17 protein-coding genes and 1 other annotated feature are annotated in these 23,312 nt (G+C 55.5%); of the genes, 11 read left to right on the forward strand and 6 right to left on the reverse strand.

Annotated features, from left to right (window positions below; genetic code table 11):
* Positions 1 to 2: 2 nt before the first annotated feature.
* The 3 genes from trpCF to ABLV75_RS16280 are packed head-to-tail and all read right to left on the reverse strand — an operon-like array spanning position 3 to position 4,522.
* Entirely contained in the window at positions 3 to 1,361 is a 1,359-nt protein-coding gene (gene trpCF, locus ABLV75_RS16270) for a bifunctional indole-3-glycerol-phosphate synthase TrpC/phosphoribosylanthranilate isomerase TrpF (RefSeq protein WP_004101368.1), read from the reverse strand.
* 3 nt (positions 1,362 to 1,364) lie between these two features.
* Entirely contained in the window at positions 1,365 to 2,960 is a 1,596-nt protein-coding gene (gene trpD, locus ABLV75_RS16275) for a bifunctional anthranilate synthase glutamate amidotransferase component TrpG/anthranilate phosphoribosyltransferase TrpD (RefSeq protein WP_004101369.1), read from the reverse strand.
* Complete coding sequence (locus ABLV75_RS16280; RefSeq protein ID WP_348855024.1) at positions 2,960 to 4,522, reverse strand: anthranilate synthase component 1; 1,563 nt, start codon at positions 4,520 to 4,522, stop codon at positions 2,960 to 2,962. The genes trpD and ABLV75_RS16280 overlap by 1 nt, the downstream gene beginning before the upstream one ends.
* A 36-nt stretch (positions 4,523 to 4,558) precedes the next feature.
* Positions 4,559 to 4,654 (reverse strand) — a sequence feature (Trp leader region).
* A gap of 227 nt (positions 4,655 to 4,881) precedes the next feature.
* Between ABLV75_RS16280 and rnm the strand changes: the two genes are divergently transcribed.
* The 6 genes from rnm to ABLV75_RS16310 all read left to right on the forward strand — a co-directional run bounded on the left by rnm (position 4,882) and on the right by ABLV75_RS16310 (position 12,556).
* Positions 4,882 to 5,751 (forward strand): RNase AM, encoded by an 870-nt coding sequence (gene rnm / locus ABLV75_RS16285; RefSeq protein WP_004101371.1) that lies wholly within the window; start codon positions 4,882 to 4,884, stop codon positions 5,749 to 5,751.
* Positions 5,752 to 5,760: 9 nt separating this feature from the next.
* Positions 5,761 to 6,381, forward strand: coding sequence for an L-threonylcarbamoyladenylate synthase (locus tag ABLV75_RS16290; protein WP_004101372.1), 621 nt, complete (start codon positions 5,761 to 5,763; stop codon positions 6,379 to 6,381).
* A gap of 392 nt (positions 6,382 to 6,773) precedes the next feature.
* Positions 6,774 to 7,661, forward strand: coding sequence for a 23S rRNA pseudouridine(2605) synthase RluB (gene rluB, locus ABLV75_RS16295; RefSeq protein ID WP_004101377.1), 888 nt, complete (start codon positions 6,774 to 6,776; stop codon positions 7,659 to 7,661).
* Between the two features lie 165 nt (positions 7,662 to 7,826).
* The gene (locus ABLV75_RS16300) at positions 7,827 to 9,188 is read left to right on the forward strand and encodes an MFS transporter (protein ID WP_004101378.1); all 1,362 of its coding nucleotides are present in this window, start codon (positions 7,827 to 7,829) and stop codon (positions 9,186 to 9,188) included.
* Between the two features lie 18 nt (positions 9,189 to 9,206).
* Entirely contained in the window at positions 9,207 to 11,555 is a 2,349-nt protein-coding gene (locus tag ABLV75_RS16305) for a glycoside hydrolase family 3 C-terminal domain-containing protein (protein WP_348855025.1), read from the forward strand.
* A gap of 26 nt (positions 11,556 to 11,581) precedes the next feature.
* Complete coding sequence (locus ABLV75_RS16310; RefSeq protein WP_064356322.1) at positions 11,582 to 12,556, forward strand: AraC family transcriptional regulator; 975 nt, start codon at positions 11,582 to 11,584, stop codon at positions 12,554 to 12,556.
* Here ABLV75_RS16310 and cobO read toward each other — a convergent pair.
* Positions 12,528 to 13,118, reverse strand: coding sequence for a cob(I)yrinic acid a,c-diamide adenosyltransferase (cobO, locus tag ABLV75_RS16315; RefSeq protein ID WP_004101381.1), 591 nt, complete (start codon positions 13,116 to 13,118; stop codon positions 12,528 to 12,530). The two genes, ABLV75_RS16310 and cobO, sit on opposite strands and share 29 nt — an antisense overlap.
* The gene (locus ABLV75_RS16320) at positions 13,115 to 13,876 is read right to left on the reverse strand and encodes a YciK family oxidoreductase (RefSeq protein ID WP_004112423.1); all 762 of its coding nucleotides are present in this window, start codon (positions 13,874 to 13,876) and stop codon (positions 13,115 to 13,117) included. The genes cobO and ABLV75_RS16320 overlap by 4 nt, the downstream gene beginning before the upstream one ends.
* A 254-nt stretch (positions 13,877 to 14,130) precedes the next feature.
* Here ABLV75_RS16320 and sohB point away from each other — a divergent pair, with 254 nt between their 5' ends.
* Positions 14,131 to 15,177 carry a protease SohB gene (sohB, locus tag ABLV75_RS16325; protein ID WP_016808521.1) on the forward strand — a complete coding sequence of 349 codons (1,047 nt, stop codon included), beginning with the start codon at positions 14,131 to 14,133 and terminating at the stop codon, positions 15,175 to 15,177.
* A 54-nt stretch (positions 15,178 to 15,231) separates the two neighbouring features.
* Here the strand turns inward: sohB and ABLV75_RS16330 are convergent, their stop codons facing one another.
* Complete coding sequence (locus tag ABLV75_RS16330) at positions 15,232 to 15,483, reverse strand: YciN family protein (RefSeq protein ID WP_004101388.1); 252 nt, start codon at positions 15,481 to 15,483, stop codon at positions 15,232 to 15,234.
* A 409-nt stretch (positions 15,484 to 15,892) separates the two neighbouring features.
* Here ABLV75_RS16330 and topA point away from each other — a divergent pair, with 409 nt between their 5' ends.
* The 4 genes from topA to acnA all read left to right on the forward strand — a co-directional run bounded on the left by topA (position 15,893) and on the right by acnA (position 23,275).
* On the forward strand, positions 15,893 to 18,490 hold the full coding sequence (gene topA, locus ABLV75_RS16335; protein WP_224324642.1) for a type I DNA topoisomerase: 2,598 nt from the start codon (positions 15,893 to 15,895) through the stop codon (positions 18,488 to 18,490).
* A 327-nt stretch (positions 18,491 to 18,817) separates the two neighbouring features.
* A complete protein-coding gene (cysB, locus tag ABLV75_RS16340; RefSeq protein ID WP_004101390.1) occupies positions 18,818 to 19,792 on the forward strand; it encodes an HTH-type transcriptional regulator CysB in 975 nt (324 codons plus the stop codon).
* A 245-nt stretch (positions 19,793 to 20,037) separates the two neighbouring features.
* Entirely contained in the window at positions 20,038 to 20,205 is a 168-nt protein-coding gene (locus ABLV75_RS16345; protein ID WP_004101391.1) for a YmiA family putative membrane protein, read from the forward strand.
* A gap of 397 nt (positions 20,206 to 20,602) precedes the next feature.
* Positions 20,603 to 23,275: an aconitate hydratase AcnA gene (gene acnA, locus ABLV75_RS16350; protein WP_016808523.1), complete on the forward strand. Its 2,673-nt coding sequence runs from the start codon at positions 20,603 to 20,605 to the stop codon at positions 23,273 to 23,275.
* Positions 23,276 to 23,312: the final 37 nt, after the last annotated feature.

A 23,312-nucleotide genomic window follows, 5' to 3' on the forward strand; every position in this document is an offset into this window, starting at 1 on the left:
CCTTAATATGCGCGCAGCGTTTGAAACACCGAGGCCAGCTTGCTGGCATCTTTAATACCCGGCTGTGACTCTACGCCTGAATTAAAATCGAGTCCGGCACAGCCGCTTTTCGCGGCTTCAACACAGTTATCGGCGCCGAGGCCGCCAGCCAACAGAACGTTACGCAGATCCTGGCCTTGCAGCAGAGACCAGTCGAAACGCTGGCCGGTGCCGCCCTGACCATTGTCGAGAACGTATTTGTCGACATGATTCAGATTGCGCGGCGGTAGCGTTTCGCCAACGCTGAGGGCTTTCCAGATTTGTACCTTGCCCGGTAATTCGGCGCGCAGGGCGTCGATATAGGTCTGGTCTTCACTACCGTGGAGTTGCACGGCGGCTAAGCTCAGATTTTTCGCGCGGGCAATAACTTCCGCCACCGGCGAATTGCGGAACACGCCGACATAGCTCAGAGGCGCGCTGGCAATTACCGCTTGCGCCTGAGCCTCGTTCACTGCTCGCGGCGACGTCGGAACGAAAATCAATCCGCCATAGATCGCGCCGGATTCATATGCCACCTGGGCATCCTGGGGGCGGGTCAGGCCGCAGACCTTATTCTCACCGAGCAGCACGCGTTTTACGGCGGCGTTCAGATCGTCATGCTCCATCAGGGCAGAACCAATCAGGAAGCCGTTGGCAAAGTGGCTTAATTCGCGCACTTCAGCATAAGTATGGATGCCGGACTCGCTGATGACCGTGACGCCATGACCGAGGCGGGGTGCCAGGGTTCGGGTACGGTTGAGGTCAATCGACATATCGCGCAGATCGCGATTGTTGATGCCGACCACTTTAGCCTTCAGCGCAATTGCGCGCTCCAGTTCCTCTTCATTGCTCACTTCGGTCAACACGCCCATGTTCAGGCTATGCGCGACGGCGGAGAGCTGACGATACTGCTCATCGTCCAGCACCGAAAGCATCAGCAGACAGGCATCAGCCTGGTAGTAGCGCGCCAGGTAGATTTGATAAGGATCGATAGTAAAGTCCTTACACAGAATCGGCTGCGGCGCGACCTTGCTGACCATCGGCAGAAAATCGAAGCTGCCCTGGAAATACTTCTCATCGCAAAGCACTGAGATAGCCGAGGCATAGTGCTTGTAGACGCCGGCAATGGCCGCCGGGTCAAAATCTTCGCGAATCAGGCCTTTTGATGGCGAGGCCTTTTTGCACTCAAGAATAAATGCGGTGCGGGTGCCGGCGAGGGCATCGTAAAAATTGCGCTGCGTCGGTACCACTTCATTTTGAAAACTGGCTAACGGTTGTTGTTGTTTGCGGGCTTCTACCCAAATCGCTTTGTCGGCCACGATCTTTGCTAAAACGGTCTGCATTATTTACCCTCTTGCCGCTAATGCGGTCACTCTGTCATAGGCCGCTCCGCTGTGCAGCACATCGATGACTTGCTGCGCGTTGGCCTTCAGGTCTTCGTGTCCATGTAAACGCATCAACATGGCGACGTTGGCGGCAACGGCGGCTTCGTGAGCGGCTTCACCTTTACCTTGTAGTAAGCGCGTAAGAATGTCACGGTTTTCTTCCGGCGTGCCGCCTGCCAGCTGCTCCTGATGATACGGCGTCAGGCCGAAGTCGGCGGCGGTCAACTGGTAGCTCTTGATCTCACCGTTGCTGAGCTCCGCGACCACCGTCGGCGCGTGCAGCGATACTTCATCCATACCGCCGCTATGTACCACGGCGGCTCGCTGGTAGCCCAGCACGCGCAGGGTTTCCGCAATCGGCAGCACCAGTTCCGGACTGTAGACGCCAATCAGCGCCAGCGGCGGATGCGCCGGGTTGATCAGCGGCCCGAGCACGTTGAACAGAGTACGGGTTTTGAGCTGCTGGCGTACCGGCATCGCGTGACGGAAACCGGTGTGGTATTTCGGCGCAAACAAGAAGCAAACGCCCAGTTCATCCAGCGCCTGGCGAGATTTATCGGCATTCATATCCAGATTGATACCGAATGCTGCCAGCAGGTCGGAAGAACCGGACTTGCTCGACACGCTGCGGTTGCCGTGTTTGGCGACCTTCAGGCCGCAGGCGGCAGCCACAAACGCGCTGGCGGTTGAAATATTGATACTATTGCTGCCGTCGCCGCCGGTACCGACGATATCGGCAAACGGATAATCCGGACGCGGGAACGGCGCGGCGTTTTCCAGCAGCGCGGTAGCGGCGCCGGCGATCTCCTGCGGATGCTCGCCGCGTACCTTCATGCTGACCAGCGCGGCGGCCAGCTGCTCAGGCTTCACTTCGCCGCGCACCACTGCGGAAAACAGCTGGTGGCTCTCCTGCTGGCTCAGGGTTTCTGCCTGATACAGTTTTTCCAGAATCGGCTGGAGGGTATTAGTCTGTTCCAGCTTCTGCAGCGCCCAGGCCAGAGTCTGTTCCAGCAGACGCGCCCCTTGGGTGGTCAGAATCGATTCAGGATGGAACTGGAAGCCGCAGACGCGATCCGCGTCGTGACGCACCGCCATGACCATGCCGTTAAAGTGGGCATTGATCGTTAGTCCGGCCGGGATATTGCTGCCCACCAGCGAGTGGTAGCGGGCGACCGGCAGAGGATTACTCAGACCGGCAAACATCGCCTGGCCGTCGTGTTCAATGCTTGAAGCCTTGCCGTGAAGGATTTCACCGGCCTGGCCGACGTAGCCGCCGTAGGCTTCAACAATCGCCTGGTGACCGAGGCAGATGCCGATAATCGGCAGCTTACCGCGCATGCGGGTCAGCAGCTCCGGCATACAGCCCGCTTCGCTCGGGGTTCCCGGGCCCGGGGAGAGCATCAGTACTGGATTGTCCATGGTGCCGATGCGCTCAATCAGCGCCTGCGCCGGGACGGAATTGCGATAAATCACCACGTTATGGCCGTTCGAACGCAGCTGGTCTGCCAGGTTATAGGTGAAAGAATCGATATTATCGAGCAGCAGAATGTCGGCCATTAGAAAATCTCCTTCGCGTGGTGGGCCTGGGCGATAGCGCGCAGCACCGCGCGAGCTTTATTGCGGGTTTCATCCGCTTCTGACTGGGGAACAGAGTCGAGCACGATACCGGCGCCGGCCTGCACCGTGGCGACGCCATCCTGCACGTAGGCAGAACGAATGACGATGCAGGTATCGAGGTCGCCATGGGCGGTGAAGTAGCCCACCGCGCCGCCGTAGCTGCCCCGGCGCTTGCCTTCGGCAGCGGCAATGAGCTGCATGGCGCGCACTTTCGGCGCTCCGCTGAGGGTGCCCATATTCATACAGGCGCGATAAGCATGCAGAACGTCGAGATCGCTGCGCAGCTCGCCAACCACGCGGGAGACAAGGTGCATCACGAAGGAGTAACGGTCGACTTTGGTTAAGTCGGCAACGTAGCGGCTTCCCGGCGTGCAGATGCGCGCGAGGTCGTTACGCGCAAGGTCAACCAGCATCAGATGCTCGGAAAGCTCTTTATGGTCGGTGCGCATCTCCAGCTCAATGCGGCTATCAAGATCGCGATCCAACGAACCGTCTGCACGGCGGCCGCGCGGACGAGTACCGGCAATCGGGTAGATCTCAATCTGACGGTTGGTGGCATCGTACTTAAGCGAGCTCTCCGGCGAAGCACCGAACAGGGTGAAGTCGTTGTCCTGCATAAAGAACATGTACGGACTGGGGTTGCTCTTTTTCAGCACATCATAAGCGGCCAGCGGCGACGGGCAGGGCAGCGAGAAACGGCGCGAAGGTACCACCTGGAAAATCTCGCCCGCGCGGATGGCGCGCTGCATTTTACGCACCACGGCGCCGTACTCTTCGTCGCTCTGGTCGCAATCGCAGCGCATCTCGGCTACCGTCGTCACCGGCAGCGGTGCCGGCGGTTCGTTCAGCTGTTGACGAAGCTGAGCGATGCGCTGCAGCAGACGCTGCTTTTCGCTTTCCAGCGGGGTGAACAGGCTCGCCTGAATGCGCGTGTTTTTAGTCTGATGGTCGATAACCAGCAGCGTTTCCGCCAGGTAGAAGCAGTAATCCGGGCAGGCAGTGTCGCTTTCCAGCGGCGGTAGGTTTTCAAAGCCGGCGACGAGGTCATAGGCGAACAGACCGCCGAAGAACATGGCTTCGCGTTCGTCCTGCGGTACGGTAATCAGTTCCTGCAGCAGGCGAAAGGCGTCGAATACCGACAGTGAACACAGACGGGCATCTTCATCTAACAGCGCGCTGACCGGCGGGAAAGTTAATACCCGACCGTTTGGCTGACGCTGGTTATTAATGCCTGAAGGCAGAGCGCTGTCCAACAGCTCCAGCAGCGCCGTGCCGTTGGAGGAAAGTGCGTGAATAGTGACAGTGTCACCTAGTGCGGTAATACGCAGCGCGCTATCCACCAGCAGCAGGCTTTTCAAATCATCCTTACTGTCGATATCCGCGGATTCCAACAGCAGGGTGGCGGGACGCGCGCCGCATAGCTGGTGGAATAGCGCCGTCGGGTTTTCCCGATAGATGGCGTCGCTGGTGAGAAGCTCGAGTGCCGGTTTTGATGTTTGCATTATTTGTTGTCGCCTGTTCGCTATAATAATTTGTCCAATAAAAAGCCCGCTCATTGGCGGGCCGGGTATCTGTATGCTGAGTGCAAAACGCGATCACGCCGCCCGATAACAGGAGGTGCGCCACCAGCCGTGCAGAGTGATGAGTTGCGTTTTCATTGATGATACCCCTTCATGTGAACTTGCGTACTAGTTAACTAGTCCGAGAGATTAAAGTCAACCCCCGTTTGCAGATTTTCTCTATCAGTCGGTATGATGATGCGCTTATTACTATCCTTAATCCCTTAAGCTGCAGAACATCAGTCAATCTGCTTGTGACTTAAAGTATGACGGGTACAGGTTCATGTCCAGCAGGAGTCATCTTGAGCAACACCAACTACGCAGTGATTTACGACCTGCACAGCCATACCATCGCCTCTGACGGGCGACTGACTCCAGAAGAACTTGTCCATCGCGCGCATCAGATGCGCGTCGGCACCCTGGCGATAACCGATCACGATACCGTGGCGGCGATCCCCGCGGCCCGGGCGGAGATTGAACGCGCCGGTTTACCGTTGACGCTGATATCCGGAGTGGAAATCTCCACGCTGTGGGAAAACCATGAAATCCATATTGTCGGGCTGAATATTGATATCGCCCATCCCGCGATGACCACGCTGCTCGATGAGCAGAAAGCGCGCCGCCAGATGCGGGGACAGCAGATTGCAGAGCGGCTGGAAAAAGCGCGGATCCCTGGCGCCTGGGAAGGGGCGCTGAAGCTGGCTGACGGCGGCGCGGTAACCCGCGGCCACTTCGCCCGCTTTCTGGTAGAGGCCGGCTATGCCAACAATATGGCTGACGTTTTTAAGAAGTATCTGGCGCGCGGGAAAACCGGTTACGTTCCGCCTCAGTGGTGTACAATAAAACAAGCGATTGATGTCATTCATCATTCCGGCGGTAAAGCGGTCATTGCCCATCCCGGACGCTACGACCTCTCTGCCAAGTGGCTGAAACGACTGTTGGCCCACTTTAGCGAGCAGGGAGGCGATGCGATGGAAGTCGCCCAGTGTCAGCAGGCGCCGCACGAGCGGGCCCAGCTTGCCGCTTACGCCGTGCAGTATGGCCTTCATGCCTCGCAGGGGTCTGATTTTCATCAGCCCTGTCCGTGGATCGAGCTGGGCCGCAAACTTTGGCTACCCGCTGGCGTAGAAGGGATCTGGCGCAGTTGGGAAGTGGCCGTAGAACAAAATTGAGAGGGAAGTATGAGCCAGTTTTTTTATATCCATCCGGAAAACCCACAGGCGCGGTTGATTAACCAGGCGGTGGACATCGTGCGTAAAGGCGGGGTGATCGTCTATCCGACCGACTCCGGCTACGCCTTAGGCTGCAAAATTGAAGATAAAGGCGCGATGGAGCGGATTTGCCGAATTCGTAATCTGCCAAACGGCCACAACTTTACCCTGATGTGCCGCGATCTATCCGAGCTGTCGACCTATTCATTCGTCGATAACGTCGCCTTCCGTCTGATTAAAAATAATACGCCGGGTAATTACACCTTTATCCTAAAGGGCACCAAAGAGGTCCCGCGCCGTCTGCTGCAGGATAAGCGTAAAACCATCGGTATGCGCGTACCGTCAAATCCGATTGCCCAGATGCTGCTGGAAACGCTCGGCGAGCCGATGCTTTCCACCTCGTTGATGCTGCCGGGCAGTGATTTTACCGAATCCGACCCGGAAGAGATCAAGGATCGTCTGGAGAAGCAGGTAGACCTGATTATTCACGGCGGCTATCTGGGACAACAGCCGACCACGGTTATCGATCTTACTGAAGACGTACCGGTGGTGGTGCGTGAAGGCGTGGGTGACGTGACGCCGTTCCTGTAATGGCCCTGTTTCCAGGGAAGGAAGGGGATACAGCGAACACCATCTTGCCGTTTGCTTTATACTGACATTCAGCGCTGCCTGATGTTTTATCCACTTTAAAAGAAGCTATGATGCCGCCTGGCATCTGTCTGCTTGCCATGCGCCTGCACCGAGGCGCGTGGTAAGTTGTGCTATGTGCGTAATGCAAAGAAGCATTCATCCTCAAGTTCGTGTACCATGTTCGGCCACGCGAGAGGCGTGTCTCTGTTATGTCTGCTGCGGTGACATAAAAAAACGACACGAGCCGATGCATCATTTATTTACAGAACAGGGTGTTAGGTTGAATTCTATCCGACTCCCTGTTTTTCGAAGTATACCAGACGCCTGGGAAGGCGACACCTTAAGGAAGCTCAATGAGCGAGAAATTACAAAAAGTGCTGGCCCGCGCTGGCCACGGCTCCCGCCGTGAAATCGAAGCCAAAATCGAAGCTGGCCGCGTCAGCGTCGATGGCAAAATCGCCACCCTTGGCGATCGCGTTGAAATTGTCCCGGGTTTAAAAATTCGCATCGACGGTCACCTGATTTCGGTGAAAGAGTCTGCGGAACAGATTTGTCGCGTGCTGGCTTACTATAAGCCGGAAGGCGAACTCTGTACCCGTAATGACCCGGAAGGACGTCCGACGGTGTTCGATCGCCTGCCAAAGCTGCGCGGCGCGCGCTGGATTGCCGTCGGCCGACTGGACGTTAATACCTGCGGTCTGCTGCTGTTTACCACCGACGGTGAGCTGGCGAATCGCCTGATGCACCCGAGCCGCGAAGTGGAACGTGAGTACGCGGTGCGCGTGTTCGGGCAGATCGATGATGACAAGCTGCGCCAGCTGGCTCGCGGCGTGCAGCTTGAAGACGGCCCGGCTGCGTTTAAAACTATCAAGTTTACCGGCGGCGAGGGGATAAACCAGTGGTACAACGTCACCCTTACGGAAGGCCGTAATCGCGAAGTTCGCCGCCTGTGGGAAGCCGTTGGTGTGCAGGTCAGCCGCCTGATCCGCGTGCGCTATGGCGATATTCTGCTGCCGAAAGGCCTGCCGCGCGGCGGCTATACCGAGCTGGACCTGGCGCAGACCAACTACCTGCGCGAGCTGGTCGAACTTGCGCCGGAAACCAGCTCTAAGGTTGCGGTTGAAAAAGACCGTCGCCGTATGAAAGCGAACCAGATTCGCCGTGCGGTTAAGCGCCACAGTCAGATGGGCAATAATAATAACAACCGTCGCTCCAGCAGCCGTAATAACGGTAACGGTTAATAATTTCAGTTCCGGCGGTTACCGCCGGAATTCTTCCTCCTGTGACTCCTTTCACACTTCTGCATAAAGACAAAAAACAGGAAATCCCCGGACAAATAACGCAAAGCGGTGCGCCAGGCAACGCCATATACTGAGGCCACTGATTACAAAAACAGGTAGCCTAAAATGGATACAGCAGGAAAACTATCGGCAAGCTATGTGGTTATCGGCGTTAAAGAAAAAATAGGTTATGGCTTTGGTGATTTTGCCTCTAATTTATCGTTCGGTTTTGTTTCTCTGTTCTTACTCTTTTTCTATACCAACATTTACGGCATTAGCGCCGTACAGGCGAGCCTGATTTTTGTTATTGCGCGCGTGGTTGATGCCGCTTTTAATATTCTGATTGGCTTTGCCATCGATAAAACCCACAGCCGTTACGGTAAACTACGCCCGTGGTTGTTATATGGCTCAATTCCGCTCGGCTTTTTAACGGTGCTCTGCTTTGTGCCATTCGGCGGTGAGGCAAAATTCTATTTTGCGCTGATCTCCTATACCATTTATTGCCTGGCGTATACGGCGGTGAATACGCCTTATTCGGCGCTGACTAATCGTCTGACCCAGCATGAAGCCTCCCGCTCATCGCTATCGGTATACCGGTTTGTGCTGGCGATTGTTGGCTATCTGATTGTTTCCACTACTGCCGATATGCTGATTTCCCCGTTTAGTGATAAGCAACTGGGCTACGTCTTTGCGGTCTCTTGCTTTGCGCTGCTGGCGACCTTTTTGTTCCTTGCCTGTTTCGGAATGACCAAAGAGCGCGTTGGCGAGGAAGAGGAAACTCCCGCGCCGACGCTGCGGGAAATGTTGAAGGCGGTGGCAGGCAATGCGCCGCTTATTAACCTCTCGATGTTTACCGTCTTTTTTTATATTGCCTATACCGTGTGGATGGCGATTGCTATTTACTTCATTAAATACATTATTGGCAGCGAAGGTTTTACGTCGACCTTCTTTATGATTCAGTCCGCAGCGTATATTGTCGGCACCGTTATTTCGGAAAAAATCATTGCGCTGATAGGTAAAAAGAAAATGACTCTGGTGGCGCTGTTAATCGGCATTGTCGGCGTACTTATGCAATATTTTATCGCTGGCGACAATATCTGGCTGATTATGACCGGGGTATGCTTGTATAGCATTACGCTGGGGATGGGCTTTGTTTCCATGTGGTCAATGATTGCCGATACCGTGGAATATGCCGAGTGGCACCATGGGGTGCGTACCGAAGGCGCCATCTACGGCTTCTTTAATTTCATCACCAAAATAGCAATGGCTATCGGCGGCGGCTGTGCGGGATGGATGCTGGACTATTATCACTATGACGCGGGTAACATTACTGCCAGCGCAATTAACGGTATTAACGTACTGATGACGCTATTCCCCGGCGCGATGTTTGCTCTCAGCGCCATATTTGTCGCGTGCTATTCGCTGGATGAAAAAACCTATCGCGATATTGTGCAAAAAATCAGCCTGCGTAAACAGAACGCGCTTTAACCTCAGGGAGCCAGAGAGATGAATAACGATTTTAATACCACCCTCGCCGCGATGAGCATCGAAGATAAAGTGGCGCTACTGACCGGCAGCGGCCTGTGGCGTACCGCGTCGCTGCCGCAGCACGGTATCGAAGATATCATTATGACCGACGGTACCTATGGCGTTCGCTACAGCAGCGCGCAGATTGATGGCCGGGAAAAGTGGAGCATGGATGATTTTATTTCGGTCATCACCCAAACAGCAGACCAGGCCAGCGCGGAAGAACCTACCGCGAAAGGGGGAAGCGAGGCGCTCTTCAGTACGTCGCTCCCGGCGACCTGCTTTCCTAACGGTTCCAGCCTGGCCTGTAGTTGGGACGTTGAACTGGTGCATCAGATGGGGCAGGCGCTGGGAAGAGAGTGCCAGCATATGGGGGTTGGGATTCTGCTCGGACCGGGCATTAACATCCGCCGTACGCCGCTGGCTGGTCGAGGCTATGAATATTATGCCGAAGACCCGGTGGTCAGCGGCGACATTGCTGCTGCGCTGATCAACGGTCTGCAGCAGGAGGGCGTCGGCGCCAGCCTGAAACACTTTGCGGCGAACAACTCCGAGTACCGCCGTACGGAAATGGATTCGATCATTGAAGAACGGGCGCTGCGGGAAATCTACCTGGCGGGTTTCCAGCGGGCGATCACAAAATCCCAGCCGTGGACGGTCATGTCTTCGTACAATCGTCTTAACGGCGTACAAACTTCGCAGGATCCGTTTTTACTCACTCAGGTATTGCGCGATGAGTGGAGATATGACGGCCTGGTCATGTCCGACTGGTACGGTATTAAAGATCGCCCGGCATCGCTGATGGCGGGTAACGATCTGGCGATGCCGGAAACCCGCCGCGATAAACAAACTCTGCTGGCGGCTATTGAATCCGCAGAGGTGCCGATGGCGGTGGTAGACCGCGCCTGTCTACGCATGCTGAAACTGCTCGACAAGGTTCAGCGCCATCGCCGCCCGGAAACGCGAGCCGATTTCCCGGCGCACCACGCGCTGGCGCAGCGCCTGGCCGGCGAATCCATTGTCTTGCTGAAAAACGAAGATAGTCTGCTGCCGCTGCATCCGGAGAAAACACCGCGTATTGCGGTGCTGGGTAAACCAGCCCAGGAGCCGGTGATCCAGGGGTCCGGATGCGCGACAACGGTGCCGTATCTGCTCGACCGCCCGCTGGATGAAATTTTCGATCTCGCCGGGGACGATTTTAGCGTCTCATGGGCCGTAGGCGCGCCGGACGATCTGCGCAGCGATGAACAGGCGCTGGCGCAGGCCTGCCGGGTCGCTCAGGAAGTTGACGTGGCGGTGATTTTCGTCAGTACCGCCGTGGGTGAAGATGGTGAAAACGGCGATCGTCAGGATCTGAATATTCTGCCGGTGCATGAACGGTTGATTCGCGAAGTGGCGGCAGTCCAGCCGAATATCGTAGTGGTGCTGGCAAATAGCGATGCGGTGGTGATGCCGTGGCTTGGCGAGTGCAAGGCGCTGCTGGAAACGTTTTTTGCCGGACAAGGAATGGGGCGCGCGGTTGCGGAAATCCTCTTCGGCCAGCGCAACCCTTGCGGTAAATTGACGGTGACGGTGCCTAATACGCTGGAGGAAACGCCGGCCTGGCTGCACTATCCGGGCGAAAACCTGCGCCATCATTACGGAGAAGGGCTTTTTGTCGGCTATCGCTATTACGACAAGCGTTGTCTGACGCCGCAGTTTCCCTTCGGTTTTGGCTTAAGCTATACCCGGTTTGCTTACGATAATATTGCGCTCTCAGCCTCCCGTGTAGGCGCAAGCGAGACGCTTACCGTTTCGTTCGATCTGACCAACTGCGGAGAGTATGCGGGCAAAGAGATCGTCCAGCTGTACGTTAGCGCGCCGAAGGGGGAGCTGATTCGCGAAGTGCAGTCATTAAAAGCGTTCAGCAAAGTGGCGCTGGCCGCCGGAGAGACCCGTCGCGTGAGCCTGCAGCTGCCCATCGGCGATCTGGCCTGCTATCATCCTGGCCTCGGCGACTGGGTCGTGACGCCGGGGCTCTGGCAGATCCGAGTCGGCGGCTCATCGCGGGATCTGCCGCTGACGGCGGAAATCGAAGTGCACTGCCCGCAGCGGTACGTCCCGCTTCGCGATGATAATTCGCTGCAGCAGCTGATTCAGCAGCCGGAAGCTTTTGCCCGGGTAGTCAAGTTGATTGCCGATAAGAGCCAGATGCCTGCGGAACAGGTCCGTGAAAAACTGATCCGCCTGGCGCCGGATTTGTTCTGCGGGCTGCTGATTGCGCTGACCGAGTTTCTGGCGCTGGATATTGAGCGCGACGAACTTAACGCCGTGCTGACAGGGCGCTGATCGTTGCCAATGACAGGAGAGTGCGCATGTTTCCTTTTTCAGTGACTCACCCCGGTTCGCTCACGCAGAGCGGACGACAGACGGCGAACAGCGGCTACGAGCTGATTGCCTTCGATGCCGAGAAGCTGAACGTGTTTGCCGCGGAGGTTCGCTACTGCGAGCCGCACTGGCATCCGGCTCCTGAGCTGATTACCGTACTGGCAGGGCGGTTTACGCTCGCCGTCGGCCAGCAGAGCCTGGAGCTGGCGCAGGGGGACATGCTGTACATCAATGCGGAAGAGGTTCATTCCCTCAACGCGGAGGCGGCGGGCAGCCAACTGGTCACCGTTCAGTTTTCGCCCGGCCTGTTTGACGAACTTCACCCCTCGCCACAGCTGGAATGGAGTACCTGCGGACGATCTTACACTGCGGCGGACAGTGAAGTGCATCAGCGGCTGGCGGAGTTACTGAAACAGCTGATCGACAACCCTGCGCCGTTTCAGCGTATCGCCGCCATTTATCTGTTACTGGATGCATTAGTCTCCGCTGGCGAGCCGACGCAGCGCGGCGAAAGTTCGCTGCGCGACGAGGCGATGATCAAAAAAGGCATAGATTTTATTAATCAACACTTTGACCAGCCGCTGACGCTGAGCGAGGTCGCCTGCCATAGCGGGATGAGCTACTCATGGTTTTCGCGGCTGTTTAAAAAGGTGAGTCGCTATAATTTTAAAGAGTATCTGACGCTGGTGCGGCTAAACAAAGCCCGCACGCTGTTGCGCGATACCCGTACGCCGATTACCGAGATTAGCCACAGCTGCGGATTTCAGGAGCATAAATACCTGATTGCCGCCTTTAATAAATACTGCGGCGTTACGCCGACCGAATATCGCAAGCGCTTCGTTTCACGGCAAAATATTGTCGAAAGCGAACTGGCGCCGGGGGAGGATTGCCTGTGTCTGCCGCTCAACCATGCGCTGCTTGAGCGGCTGGTGGCTAGTAGTCGATCCCCATCTGCGCTTTGATACCGGCATCGAACGCGTGTTTCACCGGACGTAGTTCGCTGACGGTATCGGCCAGTTCGGTAATTTCACGGTGGCAGCCGCGTCCGGTAATAATCACCGTCTGCTGCGCCGGACGGTTGCGTAACGCGGTAAGCACCTCTTCCAGCGGCAGATAGTCGTAGGCCACCATATAGGTGAGCTCGTCCAGTAAAACGAGATCGAGGCTTTCATCGGCCAGCATGCGGCGCCCGTGCTCCCAGACCGCGAGGCAGGCGGCGGTATCGCTTTCGCGATCCTGCGTATTCCAGGTAAAACCGGTCGCCATCACCTGAAACTCGACGCCGTGGGGTTCGAGCAGATTGCGCTCGCCGTTCGGCCAGGTGCCTTTAATAAACTGCACGACGCCAGCTTTCTTACCGTGCCCGACGGCGCGGGTGACGGTACCGAAGGCGGCAGTCGTTTTACCCTTACCGTTGCCGGTAAAAACGATCACGATACCGCGCTCTTCCTGCGCGGCGGCGACGCGAGCGTCAACTTTGTCTTTTACCCGCTGCTGGCGTTCGCGGTGGCGTTCATCACTCATTGTGCGATTCCTGGTTTGCGGCCCGGCTGGGCGTCAAAAGTCATTCCCGTCTTACGACGACTGTCGTCGCCCATCAGCCACAGGTATACCGGCATGATATCAGCGGGGGTTTTCAATTTTTGCGGATCTTCCGTCGGGAACGCATTGGCGCGCATTTTGGTGCGGGTGCCGCCTGGGTTAATGCAGTTGACCCGCAGATGGCGGTTTTGATACTCCTCGGCCAGCACCTGCATCATGCCTTCGGTAGCAAATTTCGACGCGGCGTAAGCGCCCCAGTTCGCACGTCCCTGGCGGCCGACGCTGGAAGAGGTAAAGACCAGCGAACCCGATTCGGATTTGAGTAATAAAGGAAGCAGTGCCTGGGTGAGCATAAAGGTGCCGTTCACGTTCACCTGCATCACCTGCTGCCACACTTCCGGCTTTTGTTGATCCATCGGGCAAACGTCGCCCAGCAGACCCGCGTTATGTAGCACTCCGTCGAGGCGCGGGTAGTGGATGGCTATTTTCTGCGCCAGCTGCTGGCACTCCTGCGGCGTGCAGGTTAACAGGTCGAGAGTAAACCAGCGGGCGGGAATGCCGCCAGCCTGCTCAATCTCTTGCGCGACGCCGCGCAGTTTCTCTTCATTGCGTCCGACCAGAATAACGCTGGCGCTATAGCGGGAATAGGTCAGGGCGGCTTCACGGCCAATGCCGTCGCTGGCGCCAGTAACCAGGATGATGCGGTCCTGTAACAGGTGACGTTGCGGTTGATAGTGCACGGCGACTCCTCGGGCGATCTGCTGACGATCGCGCTTGCTGTTCGGTATCTCACTTTTGCGCTTTATGCCTGAAAGCGCCCGCTAATGCAATCGGCGAAGCGGAAACTCTTCGCGGAATTAATATCTTGCAACGATTTCATCGTCGCTGAAAAAAACAGGAAGGCGCCTCGCACGCGACACAAAGCACAAAGACTTCTCGCCGACGGCTGATGTACACTGTGCGCCAACGTCAGTGGTTTACACAAGGTGAAAACGTGGAATTAGTTGCTCAATATGGCCTGTTTTTGGCCAAAATCGCGACCATCGTTGTCGCAATTGCGGTTATCGTCGCCATTATTGTTAACCTGACTCAGCGCAAAAAACAGCGCGGCGAGCTGCGGGTAACCAATCTTAGCGAGCAATATAAGGAGATGAAGGAAGAGCTGGCGGTTTCGTTGCTCGATGCGCCGCAGCAGAAGCTGTGGCATAAAGCGCAAAAGAAAAAGCTTAAGCAGGAAGCTAAGGCGTCTAAGGCGCGGGCGAAGCTGGGAACGCCTGAGCCGGACGCCAAACCGCGCGTCTGGGTGATCGATTTTAAAGGCAGCATGGATGCGCATGAAGTCAGCAGTCTGCGCGAAGAGATCACCGCGGTCCTGGCGGCGGCAAAAGCGCGCGATCAGGTGGTCATTCGCCTCGAAAGCCCCGGCGGCGTGGTTCACGGCTATGGTCTTGCCGCTTCACAGCTGCAGCGTCTGCGTGACAAACAGATCCCGCTAACGGTGGCGGTAGATAAAGTCGCGGCCAGCGGCGGTTATATGATGGCCTGCGTGGCGAACAGAATCGTCTGTGCGCCGTTTGCTATCCTTGGCTCTATTGGCGTCGTCGCGCAAATCCCGAACCTTCATCGCTTCCTGAAGAATAAAGATATCGATATTGAGCTGCATACGGCAGGCCAGTACAAACGTACCCTGACGATGCTGGGCGAAAATACCGAAGAAGGGCGTCAGAAGTTCCGCGAAGACCTCAACGATACCCATCGACTGTTCAAAGATTTTGTTCACCAGATGCGTCCCGAACTCGATATTGAACAGGTAGCCACTGGCGAACACTGGTACGGCGTTCAGGCGCTGGAGAAGGGGCTTGTGGATGCGGTGGAAACCAGCGATGAGCTACTGTTGGGTCTGATGGATAAACACGAGGTGATCGGCGTGCGCTATCAGCAGCGTAAGAAAATGCTCGATCGTTTTACCGGTAGCGCCGCGGAAAGCGCTGATAAACTCCTGCTGCGCTGGTGGCAGCGCGGGCAAAAACCGCTGATGTAATCCAGACAACGCGAGGCTTCGGCCTCGCGTTTTCGTCAGGGCCGGGCAGAAGTGTTAATCCGCCAGGTGATACTTATCAGACAGTTCGTGCGCGAGGTATTTAAACATATTAAATACCGCCGTACTTTTCGCCGTGGGCAGTCCTTGCTCATCAAGATAAAACTCGCCGCTGAACACCAGCACGCCGTTACGCTGCACGACGTCGGTGGCCTCGATCCCGGCTAACGTATCTTCATGTTCGCGAATGAGTTTGTTGGCTTTTTCCAGAAGCGTCTGGCGATCGATGGGTTGGGTTGTACCTTGCATAAATGCCTCCTGTGATTCTTCGCGGGTAGTCTACGCCGCGCGACGGCGAGGGGCAAATTTTCCATTGATCTTACAGGGGTAATTGCAGGCGCCGAATAAACATCAGTTAGTGGCGGGATTTGCTTTTGCATGCTAATAAAGTTGCGTAACGAATTTTATCAGGTACAGTGTGACGCTTTCAGCGATCTGGCAACAGATTTGCTTGACATTCGGCCAAAAATTATTCGTGCTATGTCGCCTGGCAAGAAAAAGCCAGCAAACTCAGCTATCTGGTTTTATGGATGTGAAACCGGTGCAAAGGGTTGATATCCATCGACAACGACGCAACATAGGTTGTGACGTGTCGCCAGTGGATGGTGAATCAATGTGCGATGTATTCCTGGATGAATCAAATTAGGTAAAGGTGAATATGGGTAAAGCTCTCGTTATCGTTGAGTCCCCGGCAAAAGCCAAAACGATCAATAAGTATCTGGGTAATGACTACGTGGTTAAGTCCAGCGTCGGTCATATCCGCGATTTGCCGACCAGTGGCTCAGCATCTAAAAAGAGCGCCGACTCTACCTCCACCAAAGGGGCTAAAAAGCCTAAGAAGGATGAACGCGGCGCTCTGGTCAACCGTATGGGCGTGGACCCATGGCATGACTGGAATGCGCACTATGAAATACTCCCGGGTAAAGAAAAGGTCGTTTCTGAACTCAAACAGTTGGCGGAAAAAGCCGACCACATCTATCTCGCAACCGACCTTGACCGCGAAGGGGAGGCCATTGCATGGCACCTGCGGGAAGTTATCGGTGGTGATGAACAGCGCTATAGCCGCGTGGTGTTCAACGAGATTACCAAGAATGCTATCCGTCAGGCTTTCGAAAAGCCGGGCGAACTGAATATTGACCGGGTTAACGCTCAGCAGGCGCGTCGCTTTATGGACCGCGTGGTGGGCTATATGGTTTCTCCGCTGCTGTGGAAAAAAATTGCCCGCGGTCTGTCCGCAGGCCGCGTCCAGTCGGTTGCGGTACGTCTGGTGGTCGAGCGCGAGCGCGAAATTAAAGCGTTCGTTCCGGAAGAGTACTGGGAAGTTGACGCCAGCACCACCACCCCAGGCGGCGATGCATTGCCGCTGCAGGTAACGTACAACGGCGATAAGCCGTTCCGTCCGGTAAGCCGTGATGAAACCATGGCGGCCGTCGCGCTGCTTGAAAAAGCCAGCTACAGCGTGCTGGAGCGTGAAGACAAACCGACCAGCAGCAAGCCGGGCGCGCCGTTTATCACCTCCACCCTGCAGCAGGCCGCCAGCACGCGTCTTGGCTTCGGCGTGAAGAAAACCATGATGATGGCCCAGCGTCTCTATGAAGCGGGACACATTACCTATATGCGTACCGACTCGACGAACCTGAGCCAGGATGCGCTGAGCATGGTGCGCGGCTACATTGGCGATAACTTCGGCAAGAAGTATCTGCCGGAGAGCGCGAATCAGTACGCCAGCAAAGAAAACTCGCAGGAGGCGCACGAAGCTATTCGTCCTTCCGACGTCAACGTGCTGGCCGAAACCTTAAAAGATATGGAATCTGATGCGCAGAAACTGTATCAGCTGATCTGGCGCCAGTTTGTCGCCTGTCAGATGACTCCTGCGCAGTACGACTCCACCACGCTGACGGTAAAAGCCGGCGATTTCAAACTGAAAGCCCGCGGCCGTACGCTGCGCTTTGACGGTTGGACTAAGGTGATGCCAGCCCTGCGTAAAGGCGATGAAGATCGTACTTTACCGCTGGTCAATAAGGGCGACAGCCTGAGCCTGGTCGAACTGACGCCAGCGCAGCACTTTACCAAGCCGCCGGCGCGTTTTAGCGAAGCCTCGCTGGTTAAAGAGCTCGAAAAACGCGGCATCGGCCGCCCGTCTACCTACGCGTCAATCATTTCGACCATTCAGGATCGCGGCTACGTACGAGTGGAAAACCGCCGTTTCTATGCGGAAAAAATGGGCGAAATCGTCACCGATCGACTGGAAGAGAACTTCCGCGATCTGATGAACTACGACTTCACCGCGCAGATGGAAGACCGTCTTGACCAGGTGGCGAACCATCAGGCCGAGTGGAAGCAGGTGCTCGACAGCTTCTTCGGGGACTTCACTTCGCAGCTGCAAACGGCAGAGAAAGATCCGGAAGAGGGCGGCATGCAGCCGAACCCTATGGTGCTGACCAGCATTGACTGCCCAACCTGCGGGCGCAAGATGGGGATCAGGACCGCCAGCACCGGCGTGTTCCTTGGCTGCTCGGGCTATGCGCTGTCGCCGAAAGAGCGCTGCAAAACCACCATTAACCTGGTGCCGGAAAACGAAGTCCTCAACGTGCTGGAAGGCGATGACGCCGAAACCAATGCATTGCGGGCCAAACGTCGCTGTAAAAAATGCGGCACGGCAATGGACAGCTACCTTATCGATCCGAAGCGCAAGCTGCACGTCTGCGGTAATAACCCGACCTGCGATGGTTACGAGATTGAAGAGGGCGAATTCCGCATCAAGGGCTATGACGGTCCGATCGTTGAGTGTGAGAAATGTGGCTCCGAAATGCACCTGAAAATGGGGCGTTTTGGTAAGTACATGGCCTGCACCAACGACGAGTGTAAAAACACCCGTAAGATCCTGCGTAATGGGGAAGTGGCTCCGCCGAAAGAAGATCCGGTTCCGCTGCCGGAACTGCCGTGCGAGAAGTCAGACGCCTATTTCGTCCTGCGCGACGGCGCGGCCGGCGTATTCCTTGCCGCCAATACTTTCCCGAAATCCCGCGAAACTCGCGCGCCGCTTGTGGAAGAGCTGTTCCGCTTCCGCGATCGTCTGCCTGAGAAGCTGCGCTATCTGGCCGATGCGCCGCAGCAGGATCCGGAAGGCAACAAAACGCTGGTGCGCTTTAGCCGCAAAACTAAACAGCAGTACGTTGCTTCTGAGAAAGAGGGTAAAGCGACCGGCTGGTCAGCCTTCTATATCGACGGTAAATGGACCGAAGCGAAGAAATAACCTCTCCTGAGGGCCGCGTTGCGGCCCTTCATTCATTTCCCAGGTGACTGATCTCCCACGTTAATCTGCTTTTTTATCTCCCGCCTTATAACTGTCTTATTATTTTTTGTTAGTATCTATACATAGTAGATATAAATGATATAGTGGTTATAGCTAATCTCTTTTTTATTATCAAATCGTCTTATACATCATCGTCTTCAGGATACGTTGTGGCGTCTAAATGGCGAGTCGCAGAGAGGCAGAGCCAGACTGGATTGCCAGCCGGATCGTCGCCTGAACGTAAAATGTATTAAGCGGGTTCATTTTACGCGCTATCGGATATCAGCCATGAAACTACAGCAGCTCCGCTATATCGTTGAGGTTGTTAACCATAATCTGAACGTCTCCTCTACTGCCGAAGGTCTGTATACCTCACAGCCGGGCATCAGCAAGCAGGTTCGCATGCTGGAAGATGAGCTGGGAATTCAGATTTTCGCCCGCAGCGGCAAACATCTGACCCAGGTTACTCCTGCGGGCCAGGAGATCATCCGCATCGCTCGCGAAGTACTGTCGAAGGTGGATGCGATTAAATCGGTGGCCGGAGAGCACACCTGGCCTGACAAAGGTTCGCTGTACGTGGCGACCACGCATACCCAGGCGCGCTACGCGCTGCCGGGGGTTATCAAAGGTTTTATCGAACGCTATCCCCGCGTCTCGCTGCACATGCATCAGGGCTCGCCAACGCAAATCGCCGAGGCGGTGTCGAAAGGTAATGCCGACTTCGCTATCGCTACGGAAGCGCTTCATCTCTATGATGATTTGGTCATGCTGCCGTGCTATCACTGGAACCGTTCCGTGGTCGTGACGCCTGAACATCCGCTGGCGTCGCGAGAGTCGGTATCGATTGAAGAGCTGGCGCAGTATCCATTGGTGACCTACACCTTCGGTTTCACCGGTCGTTCTGAACTGGATACCGCCTTTAATCGCGCTGGTTTAACCCCGCGCATCGTGTTTACCGCGACTGACGCCGATGTGATTAAAACCTATGTCCGCCTGGGGCTTGGGGTAGGGGTAATAGCCAGTATGGCGGTCGACCCGGTTTCCGATCCGGACCTGGTCAAGCTGGACGCCAACGATATATTCAGCCACAGCACCACCAAAATAGGCTTCCGGCGCAGCACCTTCTTACGAAGCTATATGTATGATTTTATTCAACGATTTGCACCGCATCTGACCCGAGACGTGGTCGATACCGCGGTCGCTCTGCGCTCAAATGAAGATATTGAGGCCATGTTCAAAGATATTAAGTTACCGGAAAAATAACCGCAGAAAAAATGATGGCATCCTCACGGGGATGCCAAAACCTATAATGACCTGAATTTGAATATCTAAACGTTGTCTGAATCACAATTTTCGTTAACTCCTCATACCAGATTTGCAAATATACCTGTCGCGATCAAAATAATGATTAAAGATATCTGCCGGGAAGCGAATTCGCTGGATTAATAGCGCATCCATAATTAAGATTTATCTGTGGTTAGCAATTCTTAGCGATTGGTGGTGAAAAAATGATTAGTGATATCGATTATATGAAGTTTACGATGTCACAGGAACGTGACAAGACTGAGATAGATCCGGTTTTGAGAAGTAAGGCCTGGAGCGCCGTTATCCTTGGGCTTGCGATGTTCTGGAGCGTCATTGCTCTGGTTATCTGCAACGTTTGGTTTCTAAGCTAGAGCACCTGCCAGTCAAAATGGTTGTGTCAGTTTTATGACAAGTGAAATATTGAGAATAATTTCCATCTGATAAAAATAGCGGCAATAAGGAGGATATAATCTTTCTCTTTTTAGATTCGCTCAATAAATTTTCTCTATTGGACTAATCGGCAAAATAATGACGATTAGTCCTTCTTTGTACTCGCGTACTAATACACCTTGGTTGTTGAAGTAAACGCACCTTCTTCAATGCTTCTCAATATTACCACCCTCTATTATTCAAATTTCCTGTCTTAATCCGCTTAACCTATTTTAGCAATTTGAGTTGTTATCAAAGTGTTACATCAAAGATGTGTTATCTTTAATAATGACCCTGAGGAGGATCAGGGGATGCTATCCCTAAGGTAAAGGAGGAGCTATGTCGTCAACCCTACGAGCAGCCAGCAAGGATACGCTTCAGGTTAAAGATAAAACCTGGCATTACTACAGCTTACCGCTGGCCGCCAAAGAACTGGGCGATCTCTCGCGCTTGCCCAAATCACTTAAAGTGCTACTGGAAAACCTGCTGCGCTGGCAGGACGGTGATTCCGTCACCGCCGAAGATATTCATGCCCTTGCCGGATGGCTGCAGCATGCCCATGCCGACCGGGAAATTGCCTACCGTCCAGCGCGCGTTCTGATGCAGGACTTCACCGGTGTTCCCGCCGTCGTCGATCTGGCGGCGATGCGCGAAGCGGTAAAACGCCTGGGAGGCGACACCGCCAAAGTGAACCCGCTTTCTCCTGTCGACCTGGTCATTGACCATTCGGTTACGGTAGACCGTTTCGGTGATGATGATGCCTTTGAAGAAAACGTCCGGCTTGAGATGGAGCGTAACCATGAGCGCTATGTCTTCTTACGTTGGGGACAACAGGCTTTCAGCCGCTTCAGCGTGGTGCCGCCGGGCACCGGAATTTGCCACCAGGTTAACCTGGAATATCTCGGTCGGGCGGTATGGGGCGAACAGCAAAACGGCGAGTGGGTAGCCTTCCCGGACACGCTGGTCGGTACCGATTCACATACCACAATGATTAACGGTTTAGGCGTACTCGGCTGGGGCGTGGGCGGTATCGAAGCGGAAGCCGCCATGCTTGGACAGCCGGTATCCATGCTGATACCGGACGTTGTCGGCTTTAAGCTGACCGGCAAGCTACGTGAAGGCATCACCGCGACGGACCTGGTCCTGACGGTCACTCAGATGCTGCGTAAACATGGCGTAGTAGGCAAGTTTGTTGAATTCTACGGCGATGGCCTCGATTCCCTGCCGCTGGCGGACCGTGCGACTATCGCTAATATGTCGCCGGAGTATGGCGCAACCTGCGGCTTCTTCCCGATTGATGCGGTCACGCTTGACTATATGCGCCTGACCGGGCGCAGTGAAGAGCAGGTGGCGCTGGTGGAAGCCTATGCGAAAGCCCAGGGGATGTGGCGTCAGCCCGGAGATGAACCGGTCTTCACCAGTACGCTGGCGCTGGATATGGGTAGCGTCGAAGCCAGTCTGGCAGGGCCGAAGCGTCCCCAGGATCGCGTGGCTCTCGGCGATGTGCCTCATGCCTTTGCTGCCAGCACCGAACTGGAGGTGAACCACGCGCAGAAAGATAAACGACCAATCGACTATACCTTAAACGGGCAGCAGTACTCGCTACCGGACGGGGCGGTGGTGATTGCCGCGATCACCTCCTGTACGAATACTTCCAACCCCAGCGTGCTCATGGCCGCTGGCTTGCTGGCGAGGAAAGCTGTCGAGCTGGGCCTCAAACCGCAGCCGTGGGTTAAAGCATCGCTGGCGCCGGGATCGAAGGTGGTTTCCGACTATCTGGCCCATGCAAAGCTGACGCCCTATCTGGATGAGCTGGGATTTAACCTGGTCGGTTACGGCTGTACCACCTGTATCGGTAACTCTGGGCCGCTGCCGGATCCCATTGAGCGGGCAATCAAGCAGGGCGATCTGACCGTCGGGGCCGTGCTTTCCGGCAACCGCAACTTTGAAGGACGTATTCATCCGCTGGTAAAAACTAACTGGCTGGCTTCACCGCCGCTGGTGGTCGCCTACGCTCTGGCGGGTAATATGAATCTTGACCTGACGCGTGAACCATTAGGGACCGGTAAAGAGGGTCAGCCGGTGTATCTGAAAGATATCTGGCCGAGCGGCAGCGAAGTGGCCCAGGCGGTTGAGCAGGTCTCAACGGAGATGTTCCGCAAAGAGTACGCTGAAGTATTTGAAGGGACCGCCGAGTGGAAGGCGATTAAAGTGGATCGCTCTGATACCTACGACTGGCAGGATGATTCGACCTATATTCGTCTGTCGCCCTTCTTTGATGAAATGGGCGTTGAACCTGAACCGGTGGAGGATATTCATGGCGCGCGCATTCTGGCCATGCTGGGCGACTCGGTTACCACCGACCACATCTCACCGGCGGGCAGCATTAAAGCCGATAGTCCTGCGGGGCGTTATCTGCAGAATCACGGCGTCGAACGCATCGACTTTAACTCCTACGGCTCACGTCGCGGCAACCATGAGGTGATGATGCGCGGCACCTTTGCCAACATCCGTATACGTAACGAAATGGTGCCCGGCGTGGAAGGGGGAATGACCCGCCATCTTCCGGATAGCCAGCCTATCGCTATCTACGATGCTGCAATGCTCTATAAAGCGGAGGGCACGCCGCTGGCGGTCATTGCAGGCAAAGAGTACGGTTCCGGCTCCAGCCGCGACTGGGCGGCTAAAGGCCCGCGTTTGCTGGGCGTCAGGGTGGTGATTGCCGAGTCATTCGAGCGTATCCACCGCTCCAACCTGATTGGTATGGGGATTCTGCCGCTGGAGTTTCCGCAAGGGGTAACGCGCAAAACGCTGGGGCTGAACGGCGAGGAGCGGATTGATATCAGCAACCTGCAGGCTCTACAGCCAGGTATGACGGTACCGGTCAAGCTCACCCGCGCGGACGGTAGTCAGGAGGTCATTGAGTGCCGCTGCCGTATCGATACCGCGACTGAGCTGACCTACTATCAGAACGACGGTATTTTGCATTATGTGATCCGCAATATGCTCTAAACCTGCGTCTGATATAAAAAGGGCCAGCATATGCTCT

The organism is Klebsiella sp. CN_Kp066, from assembly GCF_040065135.1.
Lineage (GTDB): Bacteria > Pseudomonadota > Gammaproteobacteria > Enterobacterales > Enterobacteriaceae > Klebsiella > Klebsiella oxytoca.

Bases quoted from the DNA above. Each gene is read 5' to 3' on its own strand.
- trpCF (WP_004101368.1), bottom strand. From the start codon at position 1,361: ATGCAGACCGTTTTAGCAAAGATCGTGGCCGACAAAGCGATTTGGGTA.
- trpD (WP_004101369.1), bottom strand. From the start codon at position 2,960: ATGGCCGACATTCTGCTGCTCGATAATATCGATTCTTTCACCTATAAC.
- ABLV75_RS16280 (WP_348855024.1), bottom strand. From the start codon at position 4,522: ATGCAAACATCAAAACCGGCACTCGAGCTTCTCACCAGCGACGCCATC.
- ABLV75_RS16290 (WP_004101372.1), top strand. From the start codon at position 5,761: ATGAGCCAGTTTTTTTATATCCATCCGGAAAACCCACAGGCGCGGTTG.
- rluB (WP_004101377.1), top strand. From the start codon at position 6,774: ATGAGCGAGAAATTACAAAAAGTGCTGGCCCGCGCTGGCCACGGCTCC.
- ABLV75_RS16300 (WP_004101378.1), top strand. From the start codon at position 7,827: ATGGATACAGCAGGAAAACTATCGGCAAGCTATGTGGTTATCGGCGTT.
- ABLV75_RS16305 (WP_348855025.1), top strand. From the start codon at position 9,207: ATGAATAACGATTTTAATACCACCCTCGCCGCGATGAGCATCGAAGAT.
- ABLV75_RS16310 (WP_064356322.1), top strand. From the start codon at position 11,582: ATGTTTCCTTTTTCAGTGACTCACCCCGGTTCGCTCACGCAGAGCGGA.
- cobO (WP_004101381.1), bottom strand. From the start codon at position 13,118: ATGAGTGATGAACGCCACCGCGAACGCCAGCAGCGGGTAAAAGACAAA.
- ABLV75_RS16330 (WP_004101388.1), bottom strand. From the start codon at position 15,483: ATGCAAGGTACAACCCAACCCATCGATCGCCAGACGCTTCTGGAAAAA.
- topA (WP_224324642.1), top strand. From the start codon at position 15,893: ATGGGTAAAGCTCTCGTTATCGTTGAGTCCCCGGCAAAAGCCAAAACG.
- cysB (WP_004101390.1), top strand. From the start codon at position 18,818: ATGAAACTACAGCAGCTCCGCTATATCGTTGAGGTTGTTAACCATAAT.
- ABLV75_RS16345 (WP_004101391.1), top strand. From the start codon at position 20,038: ATGATTAGTGATATCGATTATATGAAGTTTACGATGTCACAGGAACGT.
- acnA (WP_016808523.1), top strand. From the start codon at position 20,603: ATGTCGTCAACCCTACGAGCAGCCAGCAAGGATACGCTTCAGGTTAAA.